Source organism: Flavobacterium sp. FlaQc-48 (assembly GCF_044007335.1).
GTDB lineage: Bacteria > Bacteroidota > Bacteroidia > Flavobacteriales > Flavobacteriaceae > Flavobacterium.
In genome coordinates this window covers 54,273-73,166 of the sequence record NZ_JBIPCR010000011.1, presented here as the reverse complement: position 1 = coordinate 73,166, position 18,894 = coordinate 54,273, and the positions used below count along the sequence as shown (strand labels likewise).

The 18,894-nt window shown below is 35.6% G+C and carries 19 protein-coding genes; 3 read left to right on the top strand and 16 right to left on the bottom strand.

The features are described from left to right. Positions 1-88: 88 nt before the first annotated feature. The 15 genes from trpC to ACHRWY_RS17225 form a co-directional block, all read right to left on the bottom strand. Positions 89-874: an indole-3-glycerol phosphate synthase TrpC gene (gene trpC, locus ACHRWY_RS17295; RefSeq protein WP_395356344.1), complete on the bottom strand. Its 786-nt coding sequence runs from the start codon at positions 872-874 to the stop codon at positions 89-91. A 70-nt stretch (positions 875-944) separates the two neighbouring features. Continuing rightward, entirely contained in the window at positions 945-1,937 is a 993-nt protein-coding gene (gene trpD, locus ACHRWY_RS17290; protein ID WP_395356343.1) for an anthranilate phosphoribosyltransferase, read from the bottom strand. A gap of 76 nt (positions 1,938-2,013) precedes the next feature. Then, a complete protein-coding gene (locus ACHRWY_RS17285) occupies positions 2,014-2,421 on the bottom strand; it encodes a GNAT family N-acetyltransferase (protein WP_395356342.1) in 408 nt (135 codons plus the stop codon). Between the two features lie 93 nt (positions 2,422-2,514). Beyond that, positions 2,515-3,081 (bottom strand): anthranilate synthase component II, encoded by a 567-nt coding sequence (locus ACHRWY_RS17280; protein WP_395356341.1) that lies wholly within the window; start codon positions 3,079-3,081, stop codon positions 2,515-2,517. A gap of 130 nt (positions 3,082-3,211) precedes the next feature. Continuing rightward, positions 3,212-3,661: a hypothetical protein gene (locus tag ACHRWY_RS17275; RefSeq protein ID WP_395356340.1), complete on the bottom strand. Its 450-nt coding sequence runs from the start codon at positions 3,659-3,661 to the stop codon at positions 3,212-3,214. Positions 3,662-3,761: 100 nt separating this feature from the next. Further along, positions 3,762-5,162: an anthranilate synthase component I family protein gene (locus ACHRWY_RS17270; protein ID WP_395356339.1), complete on the bottom strand. Its 1,401-nt coding sequence runs from the start codon at positions 5,160-5,162 to the stop codon at positions 3,762-3,764. 391 nt (positions 5,163-5,553) lie between these two features. Next, positions 5,554-6,831 carry a hypothetical protein gene (locus ACHRWY_RS17265; protein ID WP_395356338.1) on the bottom strand — a complete coding sequence of 426 codons (1,278 nt, stop codon included), beginning with the start codon at positions 6,829-6,831 and terminating at the stop codon, positions 5,554-5,556. A gap of 197 nt (positions 6,832-7,028) precedes the next feature. After that, entirely contained in the window at positions 7,029-7,595 is a 567-nt protein-coding gene (locus tag ACHRWY_RS17260) for a YceI family protein (RefSeq protein WP_395356336.1), read from the bottom strand. A 30-nt stretch (positions 7,596-7,625) separates the two neighbouring features. Beyond that, positions 7,626-8,258 (bottom strand): NAD(P)H-dependent oxidoreductase, encoded by a 633-nt coding sequence (locus ACHRWY_RS17255; protein WP_395356335.1) that lies wholly within the window; start codon positions 8,256-8,258, stop codon positions 7,626-7,628. Between the two features lie 5 nt (positions 8,259-8,263). After that, complete coding sequence (locus ACHRWY_RS17250) at positions 8,264-8,725, bottom strand: MarR family winged helix-turn-helix transcriptional regulator (RefSeq protein ID WP_089478747.1); 462 nt, start codon at positions 8,723-8,725, stop codon at positions 8,264-8,266. A 280-nt stretch (positions 8,726-9,005) separates the two neighbouring features. After that, positions 9,006-10,583 (bottom strand): FAD-dependent oxidoreductase, encoded by a 1,578-nt coding sequence (locus ACHRWY_RS17245; RefSeq protein WP_395356334.1) that lies wholly within the window; start codon positions 10,581-10,583, stop codon positions 9,006-9,008. A gap of 316 nt (positions 10,584-10,899) precedes the next feature. Beyond that, the gene (locus ACHRWY_RS17240) at positions 10,900-11,421 is read right to left on the bottom strand and encodes a GNAT family N-acetyltransferase (RefSeq protein ID WP_395356333.1); all 522 of its coding nucleotides are present in this window, start codon (positions 11,419-11,421) and stop codon (positions 10,900-10,902) included. 29 nt (positions 11,422-11,450) lie between these two features. Further along, positions 11,451-11,930 carry a DUF6691 family protein gene (locus ACHRWY_RS17235; RefSeq protein WP_395356332.1) on the bottom strand — a complete coding sequence of 160 codons (480 nt, stop codon included), beginning with the start codon at positions 11,928-11,930 and terminating at the stop codon, positions 11,451-11,453. Between the two features lie 10 nt (positions 11,931-11,940). Further along, complete coding sequence (locus ACHRWY_RS17230; protein ID WP_395356331.1) at positions 11,941-12,510, bottom strand: YeeE/YedE family protein; 570 nt, start codon at positions 12,508-12,510, stop codon at positions 11,941-11,943. Positions 12,511-12,595: 85 nt separating this feature from the next. Then, the gene (locus ACHRWY_RS17225; protein ID WP_395356330.1) at positions 12,596-14,011 is read right to left on the bottom strand and encodes a rhodanese-like domain-containing protein; all 1,416 of its coding nucleotides are present in this window, start codon (positions 14,009-14,011) and stop codon (positions 12,596-12,598) included. Positions 14,012-14,454: 443 nt separating this feature from the next. On the opposite strand from ACHRWY_RS17225, the gene ACHRWY_RS17220 reads away from it, so the two are divergent. Continuing rightward, on the top strand, positions 14,455-15,048 hold the full coding sequence (locus ACHRWY_RS17220; RefSeq protein ID WP_395356329.1) for an HD family hydrolase: 594 nt from the start codon (positions 14,455-14,457) through the stop codon (positions 15,046-15,048). A 104-nt stretch (positions 15,049-15,152) separates the two neighbouring features. Here the strand turns inward: ACHRWY_RS17220 and ACHRWY_RS17215 are convergent, their stop codons facing one another. After that, positions 15,153-16,193 carry an SMI1/KNR4 family protein gene (locus tag ACHRWY_RS17215; protein ID WP_395356328.1) on the bottom strand — a complete coding sequence of 347 codons (1,041 nt, stop codon included), beginning with the start codon at positions 16,191-16,193 and terminating at the stop codon, positions 15,153-15,155. A gap of 270 nt (positions 16,194-16,463) precedes the next feature. Here ACHRWY_RS17215 and ACHRWY_RS17210 point away from each other — a divergent pair, with 270 nt between their 5' ends. Then, a complete protein-coding gene (locus tag ACHRWY_RS17210) occupies positions 16,464-17,810 on the top strand; it encodes a cytochrome ubiquinol oxidase subunit I (protein ID WP_395356326.1) in 1,347 nt (448 codons plus the stop codon). 2 nt (positions 17,811-17,812) lie between these two features. Further along, positions 17,813-18,889, top strand: coding sequence for a cytochrome d ubiquinol oxidase subunit II (cydB, locus tag ACHRWY_RS17205; RefSeq protein ID WP_395356325.1), 1,077 nt, complete (start codon positions 17,813-17,815; stop codon positions 18,887-18,889). Positions 18,890-18,894: the final 5 nt, after the last annotated feature.

Here is an 18,894-nt window from a genome sequence, read left to right as displayed (position 1 = left end):
CAAAGTTTTTTTATTTCTTTTTGTCACAAATGACATAAATTAGCACGAATTGAATTAGTGAAAATTAGTGAAATTCGTGGCAAACTTTTTAAGCCTTTAAATTGTTTATAAATTCTGTTGCTGCTTTTCCGGCGTTATCGGTTTTCATGAAGTTTTCTCCAATTAAAAAACCGTTGTAACCGTAAGGTCTTAGTTCTGAAATGGCTTCGATAGATGAAATTCCGCTTTCAGAAACTTTTACAAAATCATTCGGAATTTGTGATGCTAATTCTTTACTGAAATCCAAACTTACTTCGAAAGTTTTTAAGTTTCTGTTATTGACCCCAATCATATCTAAACTTGGCATAATCGACTTTTCTAATTCTTCCTGATTGTGAACTTCCAGTAGAACTTCTAAACCAAGTTTCTGAGCAAATTCAGATAATGATTTGATTTCTTCGCGAGTTAAGACTGCAGCGATTAATAAAATCAAATCAGCTCCAAAAGCTTTGGCTTCCAGAATTTGATATTCGTCGACAATAAATTCTTTTCGCAGTAGCGGAATATTGACACTCGCTCTTGCCAAAAGTAAATCGTCGAGAGAGCCACCAAAGTACTTCCCGTCTGTTAAAACGGAGATTCCGCAAGCGCCTGCATTTTCATACCCTTTGACTACTTCCTCAACGGTGAAATTATGATTGATAACCGACTTTGAAGGAGAGCGGCGTTTGTGTTCTGCAATAATTCCCGTTGCACTTGTCTTTAGTTTTTGACTTAAGGAAATCGTTTCTCTTTCAAAAAATACTGAACTTTCCAATTGCGAAACCGGAATGATTGATTTCTTGAGAATGACTTCTCGCTTTTTATCTACAATTATTTTATCTAATATGTTCATTGTTTGTTTTGTTTCAGGTTTCAGGTTTCACGTTCCAACAACTTGAAACCTGAAACCTGAAACTCAATTTTTATCTGCTTAGTTCTTGTAAATTTTTTAGTGCCTGATGTCCTTTTCCAGACAATAAACTTTCTTTCGCTAATTCAAATCCTTCTAGTGGAGAACATTTTGTAACCGTTGCAATGGCCATTGCAGCATTGGCTAAAACTACATTATTCTGTGCTTCAGTTCCTTTTCCGGAGAGGATATTGATAAACATATCTGCTGATTCTTCGATGGTTTTTCCGCCTTCGATTTCACTTTGTGATAGAAGCCTGACACCAAAATCTAAAGGGTTTAACATTCCTTCCATGTGTGATGTTATCGTTTTGGTCGGACCCGTTAAAGAGATTTCGTCATAGCCGTCAAGGGAATGTAAGATGGTGAAATTGATATCGGTGTTTTGATATAAATAGGCATACATTCGGGCCAGTTCAAGATTGAAAACCCCTACCAATTGATTTTGTGGGAATGACGGATTTACCATTGGTCCCAACATGTTAAAGAAGGTTTTTACAGCTAATTCTTTTCTGATTGGTCCAACATTTTTCATCGCCGGGTGAAATAGGGGAGCGTGCAAAACGCAAATTCCGGCTTTGTCGATACATTTTTCTAAAAATGATGTATCATTGCTGAATTTGATTCCCATTTTTTCCATCACGTTGCTCGATCCTGAAATCGATGAAACGCCATAATTTCCGTGTTTCGCTACTTTTATTCCCGCTCCGGCAGAAATAAATGAAGCTAAAGTGGAGATATTGAAAGTGTCTTTTCCGTCACCACCGGTTCCGCATAAATCGATCGTATTGTAAGCTGATAAATCAACGCGAACACACAATTCTAATAAAGCTTCGCGAAATCCCGAAAGCTCGTCAATCGTAATACTTCGCATCATAAATACGGTCAAAAATGCCGAGATCTGACTCGGATTGTATTGACCACTTGAGATATTAATCAATACGTTTTTGGCTTCTTCTTTTGTAAGCACTTCGTGATTGATTAATTTGTTTAATATATTTTTCATTTTTTCTTTAAGGTTCTGAGTTGCTGAGACTCTAAGTTGCTAAGATTGTAAACTGTGACTGAGACTGTGTACTTTTTTAATGTTCATTCCCTTGATAAATCCACATGGGTTCTGTTTTTCCGGCACGTTCAAATCCGTTCTTTTTATAAAAGTCAACGGATCTTCCGTCAGCGGTTAGCATTTGCATATGGAAGTGACTGTATTTCTCCTGCATTTTGTCCATAATCAATTTCCCGATTCCTTTTCCCTGATACTCCGGAAGTACTAATAAATGCGGATAATAAACGGTTAAATGTCCATCGGAAATAGCATTTCCTAATCCAATTAACTTTTTTTCGTCCCAGGCTGTAATCAAGGTTTCGGAATTCAAAAGTCCGTTATACAATTCATTTGGTTTAGAAGCTGAACTCCATTCGTTTGCTTTGTACAAAACCAATATATCTTCAATATTGATTTCTTTAGTTTCTAAAATAGTTATTTCCATTTTTAAGTTGCTAAGGTTCTAAGTTGCTAAGTTTTTTTACAGTTCAAGTTAATACTGAAACTTTAAACTGTGACTGAGACTGTAAACTAAATACTAGCTCTTTATCCAGTTCTCTAAAATTCTTTTCCCGTTTGGTGTAAGAACACTTTCCGGGTGAAACTGAACACCTCTTACATCAAAAGTTTTGTGTCTTAGCGACATAATTTGTCCGTTTTCGTCTATTGAGGTGGCTTCAAGAACTTCCGGTAAATTACTGTCAACCACCCATGAATGGTAACGTCCCACTTCGAATTCATTGCCTAAACCTTCGAACAAAATTTCGTCTGAAACTACTGTTTTTACATTTGTTGCAACTCCGTGGTATACTTTATCAAGGTTCGAAAGTGTTCCTCCAAAAACTTCTCCAATGGCTTGTTGTCCTAAACAAACGCCAAGTATACTTTTTGTTGGGGCATATTTTTCGATTACCGCTTTTAGCAAACCTGCTTCATCCGGAATTCCGGGACCCGGAGAAAGTAATATTTTATCAAAAGTTGCGATTTCGTCAATTTCAAACTCGTCGTTTCTGTAAACGGTTACTTCGCAGTTCAAATCTTCCAGATAGTGCACTAAATTATAAGTAAAACTATCGTAATTGTCTATAACTAATATTTTTTTCATTTTGTTTTTTTGTTTCAGGTTTCAGGTTTTTTTGTTTCAAGTTTGCTTCGTCAATTCAACTATAGCCTTGTATTAATTTCCAGGTTCTATAAATTGAAACCTGAAACAAAGAAAACCTGAAACTAAATTTTTACTTTTCTCGAACGTATTTTTCAGTGATAATACGGTTGATGCCTAATTTTTCTACTTTTTCAATTCCTTTTTGAGTTAACGTGTCATTTTTAATTTTTACGGTAAACTCAAATTTGCCATTTTCCCATTGTCTGTTATTGAAATACTCTAAATTTTCTGTGTACGTACTATCCTTTAAAGTATATTTTCCGCCTCCTCCAAAGAATATTGCTGCCGTACTGTCTTTTCCGTTATTCAAGTCATGATTAAAAAAGGCGAAATGCGTATCATTTATAATCTTAATCATTTTTGTCTTTGGATTGAAAGTTGAGAACGTTGAATCTTTTTCAGTGGTTTCTGCTGATATGAGACGCCAGGTTCCAGCTAACCGAATTGCATTTGATTCTTTCTTCGTTTCACAAGAAATAAATAATAAGATTGTAATAACAAATGGAATTATATTTTTCATAGTTTGTATTTTTTGTTTCAAGTTTCAAGTTTTTTTAGTTTCAGGTTTTCTGTTTGAAGTTTCAACAACCTGGAACTTGAAACCTGAAACAAAGAAAACCTTATATGTTCTCCGCCATTTCCAGTGCTGTATTCAATGCTCTTAATTTATTGTACACTTCCTGCATTTCGCTTTCTTCATCAGAACTGGCAACGATTCCGGCTCCGGCCTGACAATGAAGTTGATGATTTTTACTCAGGAAAGTCCGGATCATAATGGCGTGGTTAAAATTGCCTTCAAAATCCATGAAACCAATTGCGCCGCCGTAAAAATTACGATTTGTTTTTTCATAATCTTCAATCAGTTGCATCGCTCTGTGTTTTGGTGCTCCGCTTAGAGTTCCTGCCGGAAAAGTATCTGCTACAACCTGCATCGTGGTAGCTTTATCGTGTAAATGTCCGGTTACTTTAGAAACCAGGTGAATGACATGCGAGAAAAACTGAACTTCCCTGTATTTCTCCACATTTACATCGTGACCGTTTCGGCTTAAATCGTTTCTGGCCAAGTCAACAAGCATTACGTGTTCACTGTTTTCTTTTTTATCTTCAGAAAGTTCTTTGGCTAAAAGGGCGTCGCGTTCGTCATTTCCGGTTCTTTTAAAAGTTCCGGCGATGGGGTGAATTTCGGCTTTTCTGTTTTTTACGATAATTTGCGCTTCGGGCGAAGACCCGAATATTTTGAAATCTCCATAATCAAAAAAGAACAAGTACGGAGATGGATTTATGCTTCTTAAAGCTCTGTAAACATTGAATTCATCGCCTTTAAAACCTTGTGTAAAACGACGTGATAAAACCAATTGAAAAACATCTCCACGGAAACAGTGTTTTTTGGCTAAAGCAACATTGTGTTTGAATTCTTCGTCGGTTAAGTTAGAGAAACCTTCACCTTCTTTAGTGAATTTGTACGAAGCAATATTTCTTGATTGTAACAATTGCTCGATTTCAGAGATATTGTTTCTTCCATCAACACTATGACAAAAAATGTAAGCTTCATTTTTAAAGTGATTGATAGCAATGATATTTTGGTAAACCGCATAAAATACATCGGGAATTGAAGTAGCATTATCTTTTTTGGCAATCGAAACTTTCTCGAAATAACGAACAGCATCATAAGAAATGTATCCGAATAAACCATTGTTAATGAATTTAAAATCATTTTTCTCTGATTGAAACTGACTTGAGAATTCCTGAATAACTTCCGGAATATTGGTTGAAGCACCAATCGAAATTTGTTCTGATGTTCCGTCAGGAAAAGTTTTTGAGATAATTTCGTTTTCGATCTTAATCGTCGCAATCGGGTTGCAGCAGATATAAGAGAAACTATTATCATTTCCGTGATAATCACTACTTTCCAGTAATAAACTATTGGGAAATTTATCTCTGATTTTAAAATAAATACTTACCGGCGTAATCGTATCTGCCAGAATTTGTTTGTAATGTGTGTTGAGTATAAAAGGTTTCAAAGTATGTTGTTTTTTAAGTTTTATATATTTTCTATTTAAGTTTTGACCAAAAAAAAAGGCTTGTCGTGATGACAAGCCTTTTATATTTTATAGTTTTACAATACCATAGGAAGCTTTGTTCACGACGTTTGACGTAAATTCTTCCACCACCAAGTATTGTTCATTATTGTTTTCATAGCTGCAAAGTTGTTTTTTATCGGTCAGATAGGATATCGCTTTTTCTTTATGGGTGTTTGTTTTACAACAAACTTTTTTAGGGGCGATTTCGTATCTTATTTTGATGTGACAAATATATAAATGTAATTTGGATTAGAATACAAAAAAAATAAAAAAAATCTTTTCTAAAATTTAAAATTTGTTAAATTTTAAATGGTAAACAGAATTTAAAAGTTTAATTTCCAATCGCAATGGTGTTGTTTTGGTTCATTCTAAAATCTGGATTTCCTTTAATATTGGGCGTTGTAAACAATTCACTGTTTTTGATACTTGTAAAATTAATCTCAAAATCCGGATTACTGTAAAATTTCTGAAGAGACGGATTTGCTCCACCTGCTTCGCTAGTAATGCCGCCATTACAATTATTAACGATTAGATTTTTGAAGCTGATCTTAGCTAAATTAACATCTCCATTTCCAATATTTCCTTCTAATAATACAAAAGGAGTAAAGCCGGAAATGATACTATTTGTTAAAGTAAAGAAAGTATTTTCCCTAACATATACAGATTCTCTCACCAATCCCTGATTGTTTTCTTCTAAGTTAACCAAGGTAATATTGTTAGCATTTATTTTGGTTAATTTTTTACTCATATCCGTATTTTGAATTTTATCATAAGAATCTACCTCAAAACATCTTGAACCTGAAATGTCTGATGAAAACGGATGACGAATGGCAATACTATTGCTAATATTGATTTGAGCACCTTGTGTAAAATCGAAATCATCATCTGTAGTTCGGTATGAAATTAGGTTGCTCATGTTTAAATCTCCTCCGTAGCATTCAAAAGAATCATCATTAGAAAAACTAATCTGAATGTTATTTAAAACTGTTTTTCTGCCCACTCCTGCCAAAGAAAGACCATTAAGTTCTTTTGCTGCACTTAATTTTCTGCCTGAATATTCAATTCGGACATATTTTAAAATTCCTGAATTGTCTTCGGCATCCTGGCCTCCGTAATGGTTTAACATGGGTTCTAAATCAAAAGGTAAAGTGTGTATGCCGCCAATCGTATTTATTGGTGCTTTTCCAAGAATAATAATTCCGCCCCAGTCACCAGGTTTTCTTTCTGTAATTTCCTTGTTTGAAGTAAAAACGATTGGATCTGTTTCCAGACCTTCGGCCATAATTTTTGCACCGTTGGTTACAACAAGAGTTCCACAGGTTTTATCATCGCCACGGATAACAGTTCCCGGTTCTATAGATAATGTAGCATTATTGGTTACATAAACAACCCCTACTAATTGATATGTATTTCGTTTGTATAGTTTGGTATCTTTATCAATATTTCCGGCGATGATATTGGTGGCTTCGCTGTATTCTATATTGGCAGGTTTAAAATTGGTCCAATTGTTCATCCAGTTAGTGTTGCCAATAATTCCCTTAGGTTGTTGAGCTTGTATAAATAAAGTGCTGAGAAGAGTAATAATTGCAATTCGTACTTTTGTTTTCATAGCTGAGATTTTGATTCTGGTTGTTTTTTTATTAGCCCAAAATTAAAGCCCGAATGTTAATCAAAGTCCTGTATGTTGTTACGAAAGGGTTATCTCATTATTAAGGATGTTATTTTTTTGAAAATAAAGAAACCCCAATAGTTCTGTAACTATTGAGGTTCTTTGGGTATTATAAGAATGCTGTAAGTCTTAAAATATTAGAATTTTAAAGCTACAGTTAATTCGAAATCATCACTGATAGTTTTATCTCCTAAGTTTTGGAAGAAGTTACCAGAGTTGTATTTAATATCGTATTTAGTTCTGTCAACTTTGAAAGCTGTTGTAGCAGTGTTCCCGCTTACAGCGATGTCAAAAGTTACAGGTTTAGTAATTCCTTTGATAGTTAAGTCAGCAGTTACTGTATAAACGTCAGTTGCTTTAGCTCCGATAGTTTTGAAAACTAATTTTGCAGTTGGGAATTTGTCAGTTCCAAAGAAATCATCAGCTTTTAAGTGACCGTTTAATTTTCCTTGGTATTCTCCGGTTAAATCTGTAGAAGTTAATGAAGTCATATCAACAGTGAAACTACCACCAGTTAATTTTTTTCCTTTGAAAACTACAGACCCTTCTTTAAAGTTTACAGTTCCAGAGTGCTCTCCGGTTACTTTTTTTCCTACCCATTTGATAGTACTTGCTTTTACGTCGATTTTTTTAGTTTGTGCGTTTACTGAAACGCTGGCTACTGCTACGAATAATGCTAATGCAATTGTTTTTAAATTTTTCATGTTGTAAAATTGATTTTGGATTAATAATAATTATATAGTGATAAATAATTCTTCGTGAGATTTTCTAACTTTTTTGTAATGTTGCGTATCGTCTTCATTATGTCTGTACCCCACAGTTGCAATAACTGAAGCGTTTAAGCCTAATTTGTCGAAACCTAAGATTTCGTTGAATGCAGCTGCATTAAATCCTTCCATTGGAGTGGCATCGATTTTCAATTCAGAAGCAGCGCTTAATAAAGTTCCTAAAGCAATATAAGTTTGTTTTGCAGTCCAGATGTTTTTATTGTCGCTTGATAAGTTAGCAATTGTACCTTTCATCATATCGCTAAATCCAGCCAAAGCATCAGCAGGAACACCTCTTGTTTCGCTAATGTTTTTGATGTAAGCATCTACAGATTCTGCTCCAACATTTAAGTCGTTTGCAAAAACAAACAGCTGAGAAGCATCTGTAATTTGAGTTTGTCCGTAAGCAGCAGCTTTTAATTGCTCTCTTATTTCGGGATTTTCTACGATAACAACTTTATAAGGTTGTAATCCGTATGAAGAAGCACTTAGTCTAACGGCTTCTTTTAAAGTATTTAAATCTGCTGAGGAGATTTTTTTGGTAGCATCGAACTTTTTTGTTGCGTATCTCCAGTTCAGATTGTCTAATAATGTACTCATAAATATTAATTTTGTTGGGTTCTGTATTTTTCTAATAACTGATTTAATAATTCTAATTCTTCAGGACTTATATTCTCAGCAAATGCACGTTCATGTTCATCTACCTTCGGGTCCAATTCTTTTAATACATCTAATCCCTTTTGGGTGATTAAAACTTCTATTTTACGTCTGTTGCCGGGGCAAACATTTCGGGTAACAAAATCCTTCAGTAATAATTTGTCCACCAATCGTGTTGTGTTGCTCGTTTTTGCCAGCATACGTTCCTGTATCACACACATATTAGCAGGATTTCCTTTTTGTCCTCTTAATATACGTAACACATTATATTGTTCTCCGGATAAATCATACGGTTTTATCAACTCGTTGAAATGATCCTGAATCACGTTTTGCGTGTACATGATATTCAGAATAACTTTTTTCGCATTATCCATCTTAACTGTACTTTTTATAACCTCTTCAATTGTCATAGTCGTAAGTGTATAATTTGTATATACAAATGTATATCTTTTAATATTTGTATATACAAATGTCATGTTAATTTTTTGTTAATTGAAATGACAGGAAATTTATAAGTAGACCTTCTCTATATAATTACTATAAAAGTACTTTATTATTTTAATTTAAAATATTGATTTTTTGATCTTTAACGATTATTTAAAATCGAATTGGCTTTGTGGAATTCAAAAAAATAAACCCGACAGGTTTTTATTGTCGGGTTTGGTTATCTTATAGAAAAGAGAATCAGGCTTATTGAAATTCCGGTAATAGAAATCCCTTTGCTATTTTTTTGAAATTTAATATTTCTTTATTGATCCATACTTCATTATGTCCGAGTTCCTGGGCAAGTAATCGGGCTACTTTTTCTGAAGACTGAATAGCGGCTCTGGCATCCAGGAACAATAAACGAACGCGTCTGGCTAAAATATCGTCTACCGTTCTGGCCATTTCATGGCGAATGGCCCAAAGTACTTCTGCCATTGTAAACTCATGGTCCGGATGTACTTTTTCTTTTAATTCAGGATCATTTTGTTGCCATTCGATAATTTTAGGAATATCTGAACCATAGATATACAAGTGGTTTTCTCTGTCCAGAGTCGTGGTAGTTTTATTTCCGTGAATGGCGAGATGTTCAGTGATGCAGGGTTTCTTTTGTAATTTTCCGGTATTAATGGCTTTATTAATAATGTCTTCAGCAATTTTTCTATAGGTGGTCCATTTTCCTCCTGTAATGGTAATTAAACCGGTTTCTGAAACGATTATTTTATGGCTTCTGGAAACTTCTTTCGTACTTTTTCCTTCTTCCTTGGGCGCTGCCAAAGGTCGTAAACCCGCAAAAACAGATAAAACATCCGCTCTGGTTGGTTTTTTTGCCAAGAAACGTTTTGCTGTTTCGAGTACAAATTCTATTTCGCTTTCTAAGGCAACAGGTTCTAAACTCTGTTTTTTGATTAAAGTATCTGTAGTCCCTACAACAATTCGGTTATGCCACGGTACTGCGAATAAAACCCGTCCGTCACTTGTTTTGGGAATCATTAAAGCATGATCACCGGGCAAAAAAGATTTATCAAACACCAGATGAATTCCCTGGCTCGGAACGATATATTTTTTATAAGCAGTATCATTGAGTTTCATGATGGCATTTGTAAAAACTCCTGTAGCATTAATTATCGCAGCACCTTTTAAAATATATTTGTCTCCCGTTTCGTGATCTTGCACCTCAACGCCAATAACCTGATTCTTGTCGTCTTTCAACAAGTGAACAACTTTCATGTAATTTAAAAGACAGGCTCCTTTTTCAACCGCCGTCTGAGCGATATTAATGGCTAGACGCGAATCGTCAAATTGTCCGTCATGATATATAACGCCGCTTTTTAAACCATTTTCTGCTACATTAGGGAGCATTTCGATTGTTTTTTTCTTCGAAATATATTTGGAACTTCCTAAACTTAATCTACCAGCCAGTATATCATAGATTTTTAATCCCATGGTGTAAAAAGAACCGCCCCACCAATTGTAGTTGGGGATTACAAAAGATTGGTTTTTAACCAGGTGACCTGCATTTTTCACCATCAATCCTCTTTCTTTCAAAGCTTCTCGTACCAGATGTATGTCGCCTTGTTCTAAATAACGTACGCCGCCATGAACTAATTTTGTGCTTCTGCTCGAGGTTCCTTTTGCAAAATCGACAGCTTCGACCAAAATGGTTTTGTACCCCCGGCTTGCAGCATCAAGAGCAGTTCCCAGACCGCTTGCTCCGCCACCTATTACAATGACATCCCACTTTTCAGTGTTTTTTAATATCGAAAGCTGTTCTGCATGTTTCATATCGTATTGCTTTGGTTTCTTTTTGGCGGTTATAATTTCTGTAACAAACTTAAGGAAACAAAACGGAATTGAGTGAAATAGGGGTGGAGGTTATATTGCATTTAAAAAGAAATTTAGTGTTTTAATAGCAGGGCGTGCCACCATCCCGATAAGAGGGCAAAATTACTTTGCGCCTATACGCCCTCTTATCGGGATGCTGTCGGGCTTTCGCTGCTACTTCGGTAGCTTAGCTCTATCCCTCACGCAAGTAACCAAATAAGAAACCCGACAGGTTTTGAGACCTGTCGGGTTTAATTGTAATTTTTAAATTCGATATTTAAATTAACTTTTTTTCGAATGCTTTTCGTGCTGATCCTCTAAAAAAAACTTCCCCGCAATAGGTATAATTTAGCTTCTCCAAAATTTTCAGCATCGGAATATTGTCAAAATTGGTATCTACTTTTATGCTATGTATATGGTTTGTAAGGCAGATATCTTCTATATTTTTAAAAAGTTTTGTAGCAATGCCTTTGCCTTTTGCCCGTTTTGATGCCGCTACACGGTGCACAACAGCATAATCACCATCAGTGAGCCATTTGCCTTGTATTTCTTCGTAAGCAGGTTCTTTGTCAAATATGATAGCGGTGTAACACAAAATCGATTCGTTCTCTGTAAGTACATAAGCGTATCCATTTTTGATGTCATTCTCAATCGTAAGTTCATTGGGATATCCATCCTGCCATTGTGTACTTCCGTCTTGTCGTCTTTGTTCGATAGCATCCTGCAGGATACTCCAAATTATAGGGATTTCGGAAATAACCGCTTTTCTTAAAATTAATTCTTCTGTTATGTGGCTCATTTTTTAGGTCTTAAACTGTAAATAGAATATTAATGAGGCAATTTGTCTTTGATCAGACCATAAACCCAGGTTCCGAAAATAGCACTTACTAAAGTCACCACAATTACGGTAACTCCAGTCCCAATCTGAGCAAAAAGCGGTCCGGGACAAGCTCCGGTGATTGCCCATCCAAAACCAAATAATAATCCGCCGTAAATTTGCCCTTTGTTGAACGTTTTGGGCTGAATTTCTATTTTTTCTCCCTGAATGGTTTTAATATTGAATTTTTTAATGATTTGAACCGATATAAGTCCAACTGCAACGGCACTTCCAATTACGCCATACATAAAGAACGATTGCAGGTGAAACATTTCCTGAATACGAAACCAGCTGATGATTTCGGCCTTTACGAATACAATCCCAAAAAAGATTCCAACGATAAGGTATTTTAAGTTTGAGAATCCTGAATCTTTGATTTGGCTTCCGTTGATTCCTTCTGTATCCGTATTTTTATTTTCTACAGTATTCATTTTTGAAATTTTAAAGTGAAAGAATATAAGGTAAAATCAAAAGAGACATGACAAAACCGCCAATCATAAAACAGATAGTGGCTACCAATGAAGGCCATTGCAAATTTGAAAGTCCCATAATCGCATGTCCGCTTGTACATCCTCCTGCATAACGCGTCCCGAAACCTACTAAAAACCCACCCACTACAATCATAATAAAACCACGAAGTGTCAATAAGCTTTCCCAGGAGAATAGTTGTGAAGGAACCAAACCGGAATGATCTGTGATACCATAAGACGCTAATTGCTGTGAAAGTTCCGGAGTAATCTGAATATCATTTGGATTAGATAAAAAATAAGCCGCAATCGCACCACCAAGAAAAATTCCGAACACAAAGAATAAATTCCAGCTTTCTTTTTTCCAGTCGTATTTAAAGAAAGATATATTTGCCGGAATGCAAGCCGCACAAATATGACGAAGCGACGAACTAATCCCAAAAGATTTATTTCCGATAAGCAATAAAACAGGAACGGTTAATCCAATCAGGGGACCTGCAACATACCAAGGCCATGGTTCTTTTATAATTTCTAGTAGATTCATTTTTTTAAGGTTTTGAGGTACAAAGGCTCAAAGGCTCAAAGGCTAAAACCTTTGTCGCTTTGTAACTCTGTACCTTTGTTACTTTTTACTTTAATACTTTACTCTGGCAAACAAAATCTGATTTTGGAATATTGGTTTTTGCAATCGCTCCAAAACCACCTTCGATTTCGGTAAAGTTTCTAAAACCGCGGGCTTGCAAAATCGAAGCTGCGATCATACTGCGATATCCACCGGCACAATGCAAATAAAAATGCTCATTTGGGTCAATGTCTTTTACCCAGTCATTGATAAAAGCCAGAGGTTTATTGTAAGCATCGTCGATATGTTCTGCGCTGTATTCGCTTTCTTTACGAATGTCAATTACTTTGTCTTCTTCGATTTTGAATTCGTTTGCAAATTGTTGTGCTGTAATTCGGTTCACCGTATCGACTTCAAAGCCTGCTTTTTCCCAGGCTTCAAAACCACCGTCTAAATGTCCGATGATCGAATCGAAACCTACACGGCTTAAACGCGTTACCGTTTCTTCTTCAAGACCTATTTCAGTTACTAATATAATAGGTTGTTTAACATCGGCAACTAAAGTTCCAACCCACGGCGCAAAATCACCGTTAATTCCGATGTTGATAGATTGCGGAATAAATCCTTTATGGAAATCGGCACTTTTTCGGGTATCCAGAATTAACGCTCCGGTTTCTTCGGCCACAGCCTCAAATTCTTTGACATCAATTGCTTTCATTCCGTTATGCAAAACTGATTCGAAACTTTCGTAGCCACCTTTGTTCATCGCCACATTCATACTAAAATAGGCTGGAGGAGGCAATAATCCGTCGGTAACTTCCGTGATAAATTCAGCTTCGGTCATATTGGCGCGCAAAGCATAATTGGTTGCTTTTTGATTGCCAATAGTCGAGACGGTTTCTTTGCTCATGTTTTTTCCGCAGGCGCTTCCCGCACCATGTGCCGGATAAACGATCACGTCATCGGCCAGCGTCATGATTTTATCTCTTAAGGAATGAAATAAAATCCCCGCCAATTGATCTTGTGTCATTCCGGCCGCTTTTTGAGCTAAATCCGGACGGCCAACATCTCCAATAAACAAAGTATCTCCGGAGAAAATAGCGTGATCTTTTCCGTTTTCGTCAATGAGTAAATACGTCGTGCTTTCCATGGTATGCCCCGGAGTGTGCAAGGCTTTAATCGTCATTTTTCCAACTTTGAATTCCTGTCCGTCTTTGGCAGAAATACAATCAAATTCGCAAGCCGCATTGGGCCCGTAAACGATTGGCGCCTGCGTTTCTTTGCTTAAATCGATATGACCTGAAACAAAATCTGCGTGAAAATGCGTTTCAAAAATATATTTCAGTTTCACCTCATCACGTTCTAAACGATCCAGATAAGGTTGAATTTCTCTTAACGGATCAATAATTGCAGCTTCTCCGTTTGAAGTAATATAATAAGCACCTTGTGCAAGGCATCCGGTGTAAATTTGTTCTATTTTCATGATATGTATTCTAAAAATAAGGGAATACAAAGGTAACCTACTTTTTGCTTAAAATAGGTGACTAATGTTACACAAATTTGATTTTTGTGTAAAAAAAAGAATTTAAGCATATAAGTGATATAAGTAAATTTAAGGTAGACTATAATTATGCACAAAGCTAAAATGAACGTATATCACTTATATGGTAAAAAGAAAAAACTGCGTAATTTTACAGCTATGGGAACTTATTCAATAGAGATCCTTTTTCAATAATATAGAATAAAACATTTAACACATAGAGACATAGATTTTTATCAATAATAAAGATGACAAAAAAAAACTTGTTTCTTCACACATAGCTATGTGAATTGATGTAAAGTGAAACGCCTTTTTTAAAGTTTTAAAATCTATGTTTCTATGTGTTATAAAATTGCGCCCAGTAGATTAATACAAAAATCATTGACATGAACACAGAAGATTTATTGAATCAAATTGCTTTTATCAAAGAGATTGATAAGGTTAAATACATTCAGCGAAAAACAAAGCTGTTTAACAGCGACCGAAACGAAAACGACGCTGAGCATAGCTGGCATCTGGCTCTAATGGCGATTGTTCTGGCAGAACATTCAAATGAGCCAATTGATGTTTTGAAAGTGGTAAAAATGGTTTTGATACATGATATTGTAGAGATCGATGCCGGAGATGTTTTTTTATACGATTTACAAAAAAATCACGATAATACTGATGAAGAACGACTGGCTGCCAATCGCATCTTTGGTTTACTTCCGGAAAAGCAGGCTCAGGAAATGATTGCCATTTGGGAAGAATTTGAAGCCGGTGAAACCCACGAGGCAAAGTTTGCCAGATCGATGGACAGGCTGGAACCTTTATTGCAAAATACCTCTAATAATGGCGGAACCTGGAAAGAGTTTGGTGTGGGCTATAATAAGGTGTATGAAAAAAAGAGTGTCATAAAAGAAGGCTCAAAAATGTTATGGAATTACGCCGAAGGATTAATAAACGAAAGTGTTGAAAAAGGGATTTTGAAGAAAGATTAAATTTAACTATATAAGTGATATAACTAATTATAACTTGAAGCATAATCTGCGTAAAACTAAAATGAACTTATATCACTTATATGATGCAAAAAAATGTAAAATATTTACTCAGTAATATCTTTTAAAAAATCAATAAATGATTTTGAATATTCTTCAAATTCCCATTCGCCTGCGCCATGAAAACTAGAATAAACAGGAGCATCATTATTTGTAATGTTTCCAATGTCAATACAATACGGATCAGCACCTGCATCTGCAATAACAATATAATTTGATGGCCATTCCTGAAGATTTTCTCCAGTTACCGGATTGAAAGAGTATCCATTTTGATTCTTAATTAAATCATCTGCTCCATACAATGATAAACCCTGAAAAAATTTTTCATCGTCATCAATAAAAACATTAATGGGGGAGAAGTTCTTTAGAAATAACAGATAATTTTCAGGTAAGTTCCATTTTTTCTCTATTTCTATTATTTTGCTTTCATCAGCAATAGCAAGCCAATTTGATGGGTTTGATAGATCCTGATTGTTTTTTCGTTCTTTCTCTAGTAAATCGTTCAGTTTATAAACTGCTTTTTCAAGTTCAGTTTTAGGGTTTTTTAAATTTGGGTGAATATTTGGGGCTTTATAACTATTTCCTTGATTGTAACCTTGATTTTGCCAATGTATTAATTCCTCAATCCTTAAGTTTTCAATTTTCCAGTAACCTGGATCTTTTGGTAAATTTCGGTCAAAAGGCTGTTTACTATGAACAGCAATGCTTTTCATTGCCTTTGCACGAGTTTCTACTTCTAAAGTTTTATTTAGGACTAAGTTGCTTAGGGTTTCATAAGCTTCTTCTCCTTGCGTTTTTAAAAGCCCGTCAATTCCCCAATAGGTTAGTTCAGGCTTAGTAATTGTCCATTGAAAAAAAATACTATAAGCTGTTTCATTTTCTTTTACAAGAGCAATGATATCCGTAAGCAGGAAATTTCTCCAATGCAGCAGCCTGCCGGATTTAGAGTATTCAATAAAAATTTCAATTACTTCTCTTCTACTATCAGCAGAAAAACCTTTTATAAGTTTGTTTTTTATTTTGTCAAATTTATTTCCGTTAGTTTCTGAAAATAAGTCTTCTCTTAATTGTTTAATTGTTTGTGCCATTGTTTATCCTGATTCATTGCTATATCTTTCTCAAGCATTTGCTAAAGTAAAAAAATAAAAGTATTTGTAAGTTAATTCTTTTTCTTTTTTAGTAAAAGAACTTAACTGGCTGCTAAACACGAATTAATATACAATTTTTGCGACAGAAAAAATAAATGTTGCAAAAACACTAAAAAGTTTAACAAATATTGGGCGATAAACTTTTTTTAAAGGCAGGAATTTCGGGTTTTAATGGGTAAATTTGTGGGACTTCATAAATAAATTACCGCTATGGAAGAAATGCTTTTTTATGACCGAATGCAATTCGCCTTCACTATTACTTTTCACTATCTTTTTCCGCAACTTACAATGGGTCTTTCGCTGATCATTGTTTACTTCAAATGGAAATACCTACGAACTAAAGACGATCAATACAATCATGCCACTCATTTCTGGATGAAAATCTTCGCCCTGAATTTTGCGATGGGCGTTGTAACCGGAATCCCAATGGAGTTTCAGTTTGGAACCAACTGGGCAAAATTTTCTGAACTAACGGGTGGCATCATTGGACAAACCCTTGCAATGGAAGGAATGTTCTCCTTTTTCTTAGAATCATCCTTTCTTGGGATCTTTTTGTTTGGAGAAAAGATAATTGGACATAAATGGCATTTTGTAACCGGATTATTAATTTGTATTGGTTCCTGGGCGAGTGGCTACTTAATTATTGCGACACACTCGTGGATGCAAAATCCTGTAGGTTATGAAATATTAGAAAACGGAAAATTTGTTCTCACGAATTTTAAAGCCTTGTTCCTGAATCCGTGGTTATGGCCTTCTTATTTGCACAATCAGGCTGCATCTTTGGTAACGAGTTCATTTGTGGTGGCCGGAATTGGGGCTTTTTATATTTTAAGTAAAAAGAATGTTTCTTTTGGAAAATTGTTTCTTAAGACCGGAGTGATTTTCGGATTGATTTCGAGTTTGATAGTAGCTGTTCCAACGGGAGATTTACTGGCTAAAAATGTTGTGAAATACCAACCTGTAACTTTTGCCGCAATGGAAGGTATTTTTCATACCGAAAAAGAAGGATCCGAAATTGTTTTAATTGGTCAGCCCGATGTAAAAGATAAAAAACTGGACAATAAAATCGCTGTTCCTAATATCCTGAGTTTTCTGACTTACGGAAGCTGGCATCAGGAAATTAAAGGTTTAGACCAGTTCGAAGAAGACCTTCACCCCACCAATATTTCCGGTTTGTATTATGCGTATCATATTATGGTAGGACTCGGCACGATATTCATAGGTTTGATGGCTTTTGCTGTTTTTCAATTGATTAGAAAGAAGTTATTCGAAACCAAATGGGTTTTATGGTCTTTGATGTTCATGATGCCATTTCCATACATCGCCAACACCACAGGCTGGTACACGGCAGAATTAGGAAGACAGCCCTGGCTGGTTTATAATTTATTGCGGACTGCCGAAGGTGCTTCGCCAACCGTTTCGTCCGGTAATACCTTGTTTACTTTACTGGGTTTTATAGGATTGTATCTTTTACTAGGAATGTTGTTTTTGCTTTTGATTGGAAAAATTATCAATAAAGGGCCTCATAATGTTGACCTTAATTCAGAAAAAATATAGATATGGAATTTTTTTGGTATGTAGTTTTAATGGGAATTCTGGCCGTTTATATTGTCTTAGACGGTTACGATTTTGGCGCAGGAATTATTCACTTATTTTTTGCCAAGACAGAGAAAGATAAAAAAGCGATTACAAGTGCCATTGGTCCGTTTTGGGATGCCAATGAAGTTTGGATTATTGCGGCAGGAGGTGTTTTGTTTTTTGCTTTTCCCACTTTGTATGCTTCCTCTTTTAGCGGATTTTATTTGCCGCTGATCATGATATTATGGTTGTTGATTTTCCGCGCGATCGGATTAGAAATGCGCGGACAAGTGCATCACCCCATGTGGGAAGCCATTTGGGATAAAGCTTTTGGAATTGCCAGTTTACTTTTGGCCTTGTTTTTTGGGATTGCTTTAGGGAATATTGTTCGTGGTGTAAACCTCGGAATGGTAACCAATGGTGTTTCGACACAAGAAGCACATTTTTTCTTTTTGCCTTTGTGGAACCCGACTTTTAGCCCTCAGGCAAATGAATTAGGAATCATAGATTGGTTTACCCTTTTTCTGGGAATTGTGAGTGTTGTCGCTTTAACGATTCATGGTGCGAACTGGATTATCTTTAAAACCAATTCGTCTTTGAATACAAAACTTAAAAATCTGGTTTTCAAACTCAATATTGTTTTATTGGTTTTAGTGATTATTTCGTTGCAAATCTGGCATTTTATCGAACCGCAACCGTTTCATAATTTTATAGAAAACCCAATTCTTTGGTTTTTTCCTGTAATGACTTTTGTTGGAATCGTAGGTTTGTTCAAAGTGCGTTCGTATCAAAAAGACGGTATGGGATTTTTATTCTCGACTTTGTTTCTCGTTGGCGGATTTGCCTCGACAGCCGTTTCGATTTTTCCGAATGTTTTGCCTTCAACCAATACTGTAAATCCGTCATTAACCATTTACAATACTGCCGCCGGAGCATACGGTTTAAATGCCGGAATGAGCTGGTTTTTTATCGCTTTGTTTCTGGTGATCATTTATTTTATTATTCAGTATAGAGTATTTAGCGGAAAAATGGATGATGTTGGGTATGGCGAGCATTAGGGGTT

Coding starts and splice junctions, on each gene's coding strand:
- trpC (WP_395356344.1), bottom strand. CDS start 874: ATGAACATATTAGATAAAATAATTGTAGATAAAAAGCGAGAAGTCATT.
- trpD (WP_395356343.1), bottom strand. CDS start 1,937: ATGAAAAATATATTAAACAAATTAATCAATCACGAAGTGCTTACAAAA.
- ACHRWY_RS17285 (WP_395356342.1), bottom strand. CDS start 2,421: ATGGAAATAACTATTTTAGAAACTAAAGAAATCAATATTGAAGATATA.
- ACHRWY_RS17280 (WP_395356341.1), bottom strand. CDS start 3,081: ATGAAAAAAATATTAGTTATAGACAATTACGATAGTTTTACTTATAAT.
- ACHRWY_RS17275 (WP_395356340.1), bottom strand. CDS start 3,661: ATGAAAAATATAATTCCATTTGTTATTACAATCTTATTATTTATTTCT.
- ACHRWY_RS17265 (WP_395356338.1), bottom strand. CDS start 6,831: ATGAAAACAAAAGTACGAATTGCAATTATTACTCTTCTCAGCACTTTA.
- ACHRWY_RS17260 (WP_395356336.1), bottom strand. CDS start 7,595: ATGAAAAATTTAAAAACAATTGCATTAGCATTATTCGTAGCAGTAGCC.
- ACHRWY_RS17255 (WP_395356335.1), bottom strand. CDS start 8,258: ATGAGTACATTATTAGACAATCTGAACTGGAGATACGCAACAAAAAAG.
- ACHRWY_RS17250 (WP_089478747.1), bottom strand. CDS start 8,725: ATGACAATTGAAGAGGTTATAAAAAGTACAGTTAAGATGGATAATGCG.
- ACHRWY_RS17245 (WP_395356334.1), bottom strand. CDS start 10,583: ATGAAACATGCAGAACAGCTTTCGATATTAAAAAACACTGAAAAGTGG.
- ACHRWY_RS17240 (WP_395356333.1), bottom strand. CDS start 11,421: ATGAGCCACATAACAGAAGAATTAATTTTAAGAAAAGCGGTTATTTCC.
- ACHRWY_RS17235 (WP_395356332.1), bottom strand. CDS start 11,930: ATGAATACTGTAGAAAATAAAAATACGGATACAGAAGGAATCAACGGA.
- ACHRWY_RS17230 (WP_395356331.1), bottom strand. CDS start 12,510: ATGAATCTACTAGAAATTATAAAAGAACCATGGCCTTGGTATGTTGCA.
- ACHRWY_RS17225 (WP_395356330.1), bottom strand. CDS start 14,011: ATGAAAATAGAACAAATTTACACCGGATGCCTTGCACAAGGTGCTTAT.
- ACHRWY_RS17220 (WP_395356329.1), top strand. CDS start 14,455: ATGAACACAGAAGATTTATTGAATCAAATTGCTTTTATCAAAGAGATT.
- ACHRWY_RS17215 (WP_395356328.1), bottom strand. CDS start 16,193: ATGGCACAAACAATTAAACAATTAAGAGAAGACTTATTTTCAGAAACT.
- ACHRWY_RS17210 (WP_395356326.1), top strand. CDS start 16,464: ATGGAAGAAATGCTTTTTTATGACCGAATGCAATTCGCCTTCACTATT.
- cydB (WP_395356325.1), top strand. CDS start 17,813: ATGGAATTTTTTTGGTATGTAGTTTTAATGGGAATTCTGGCCGTTTAT.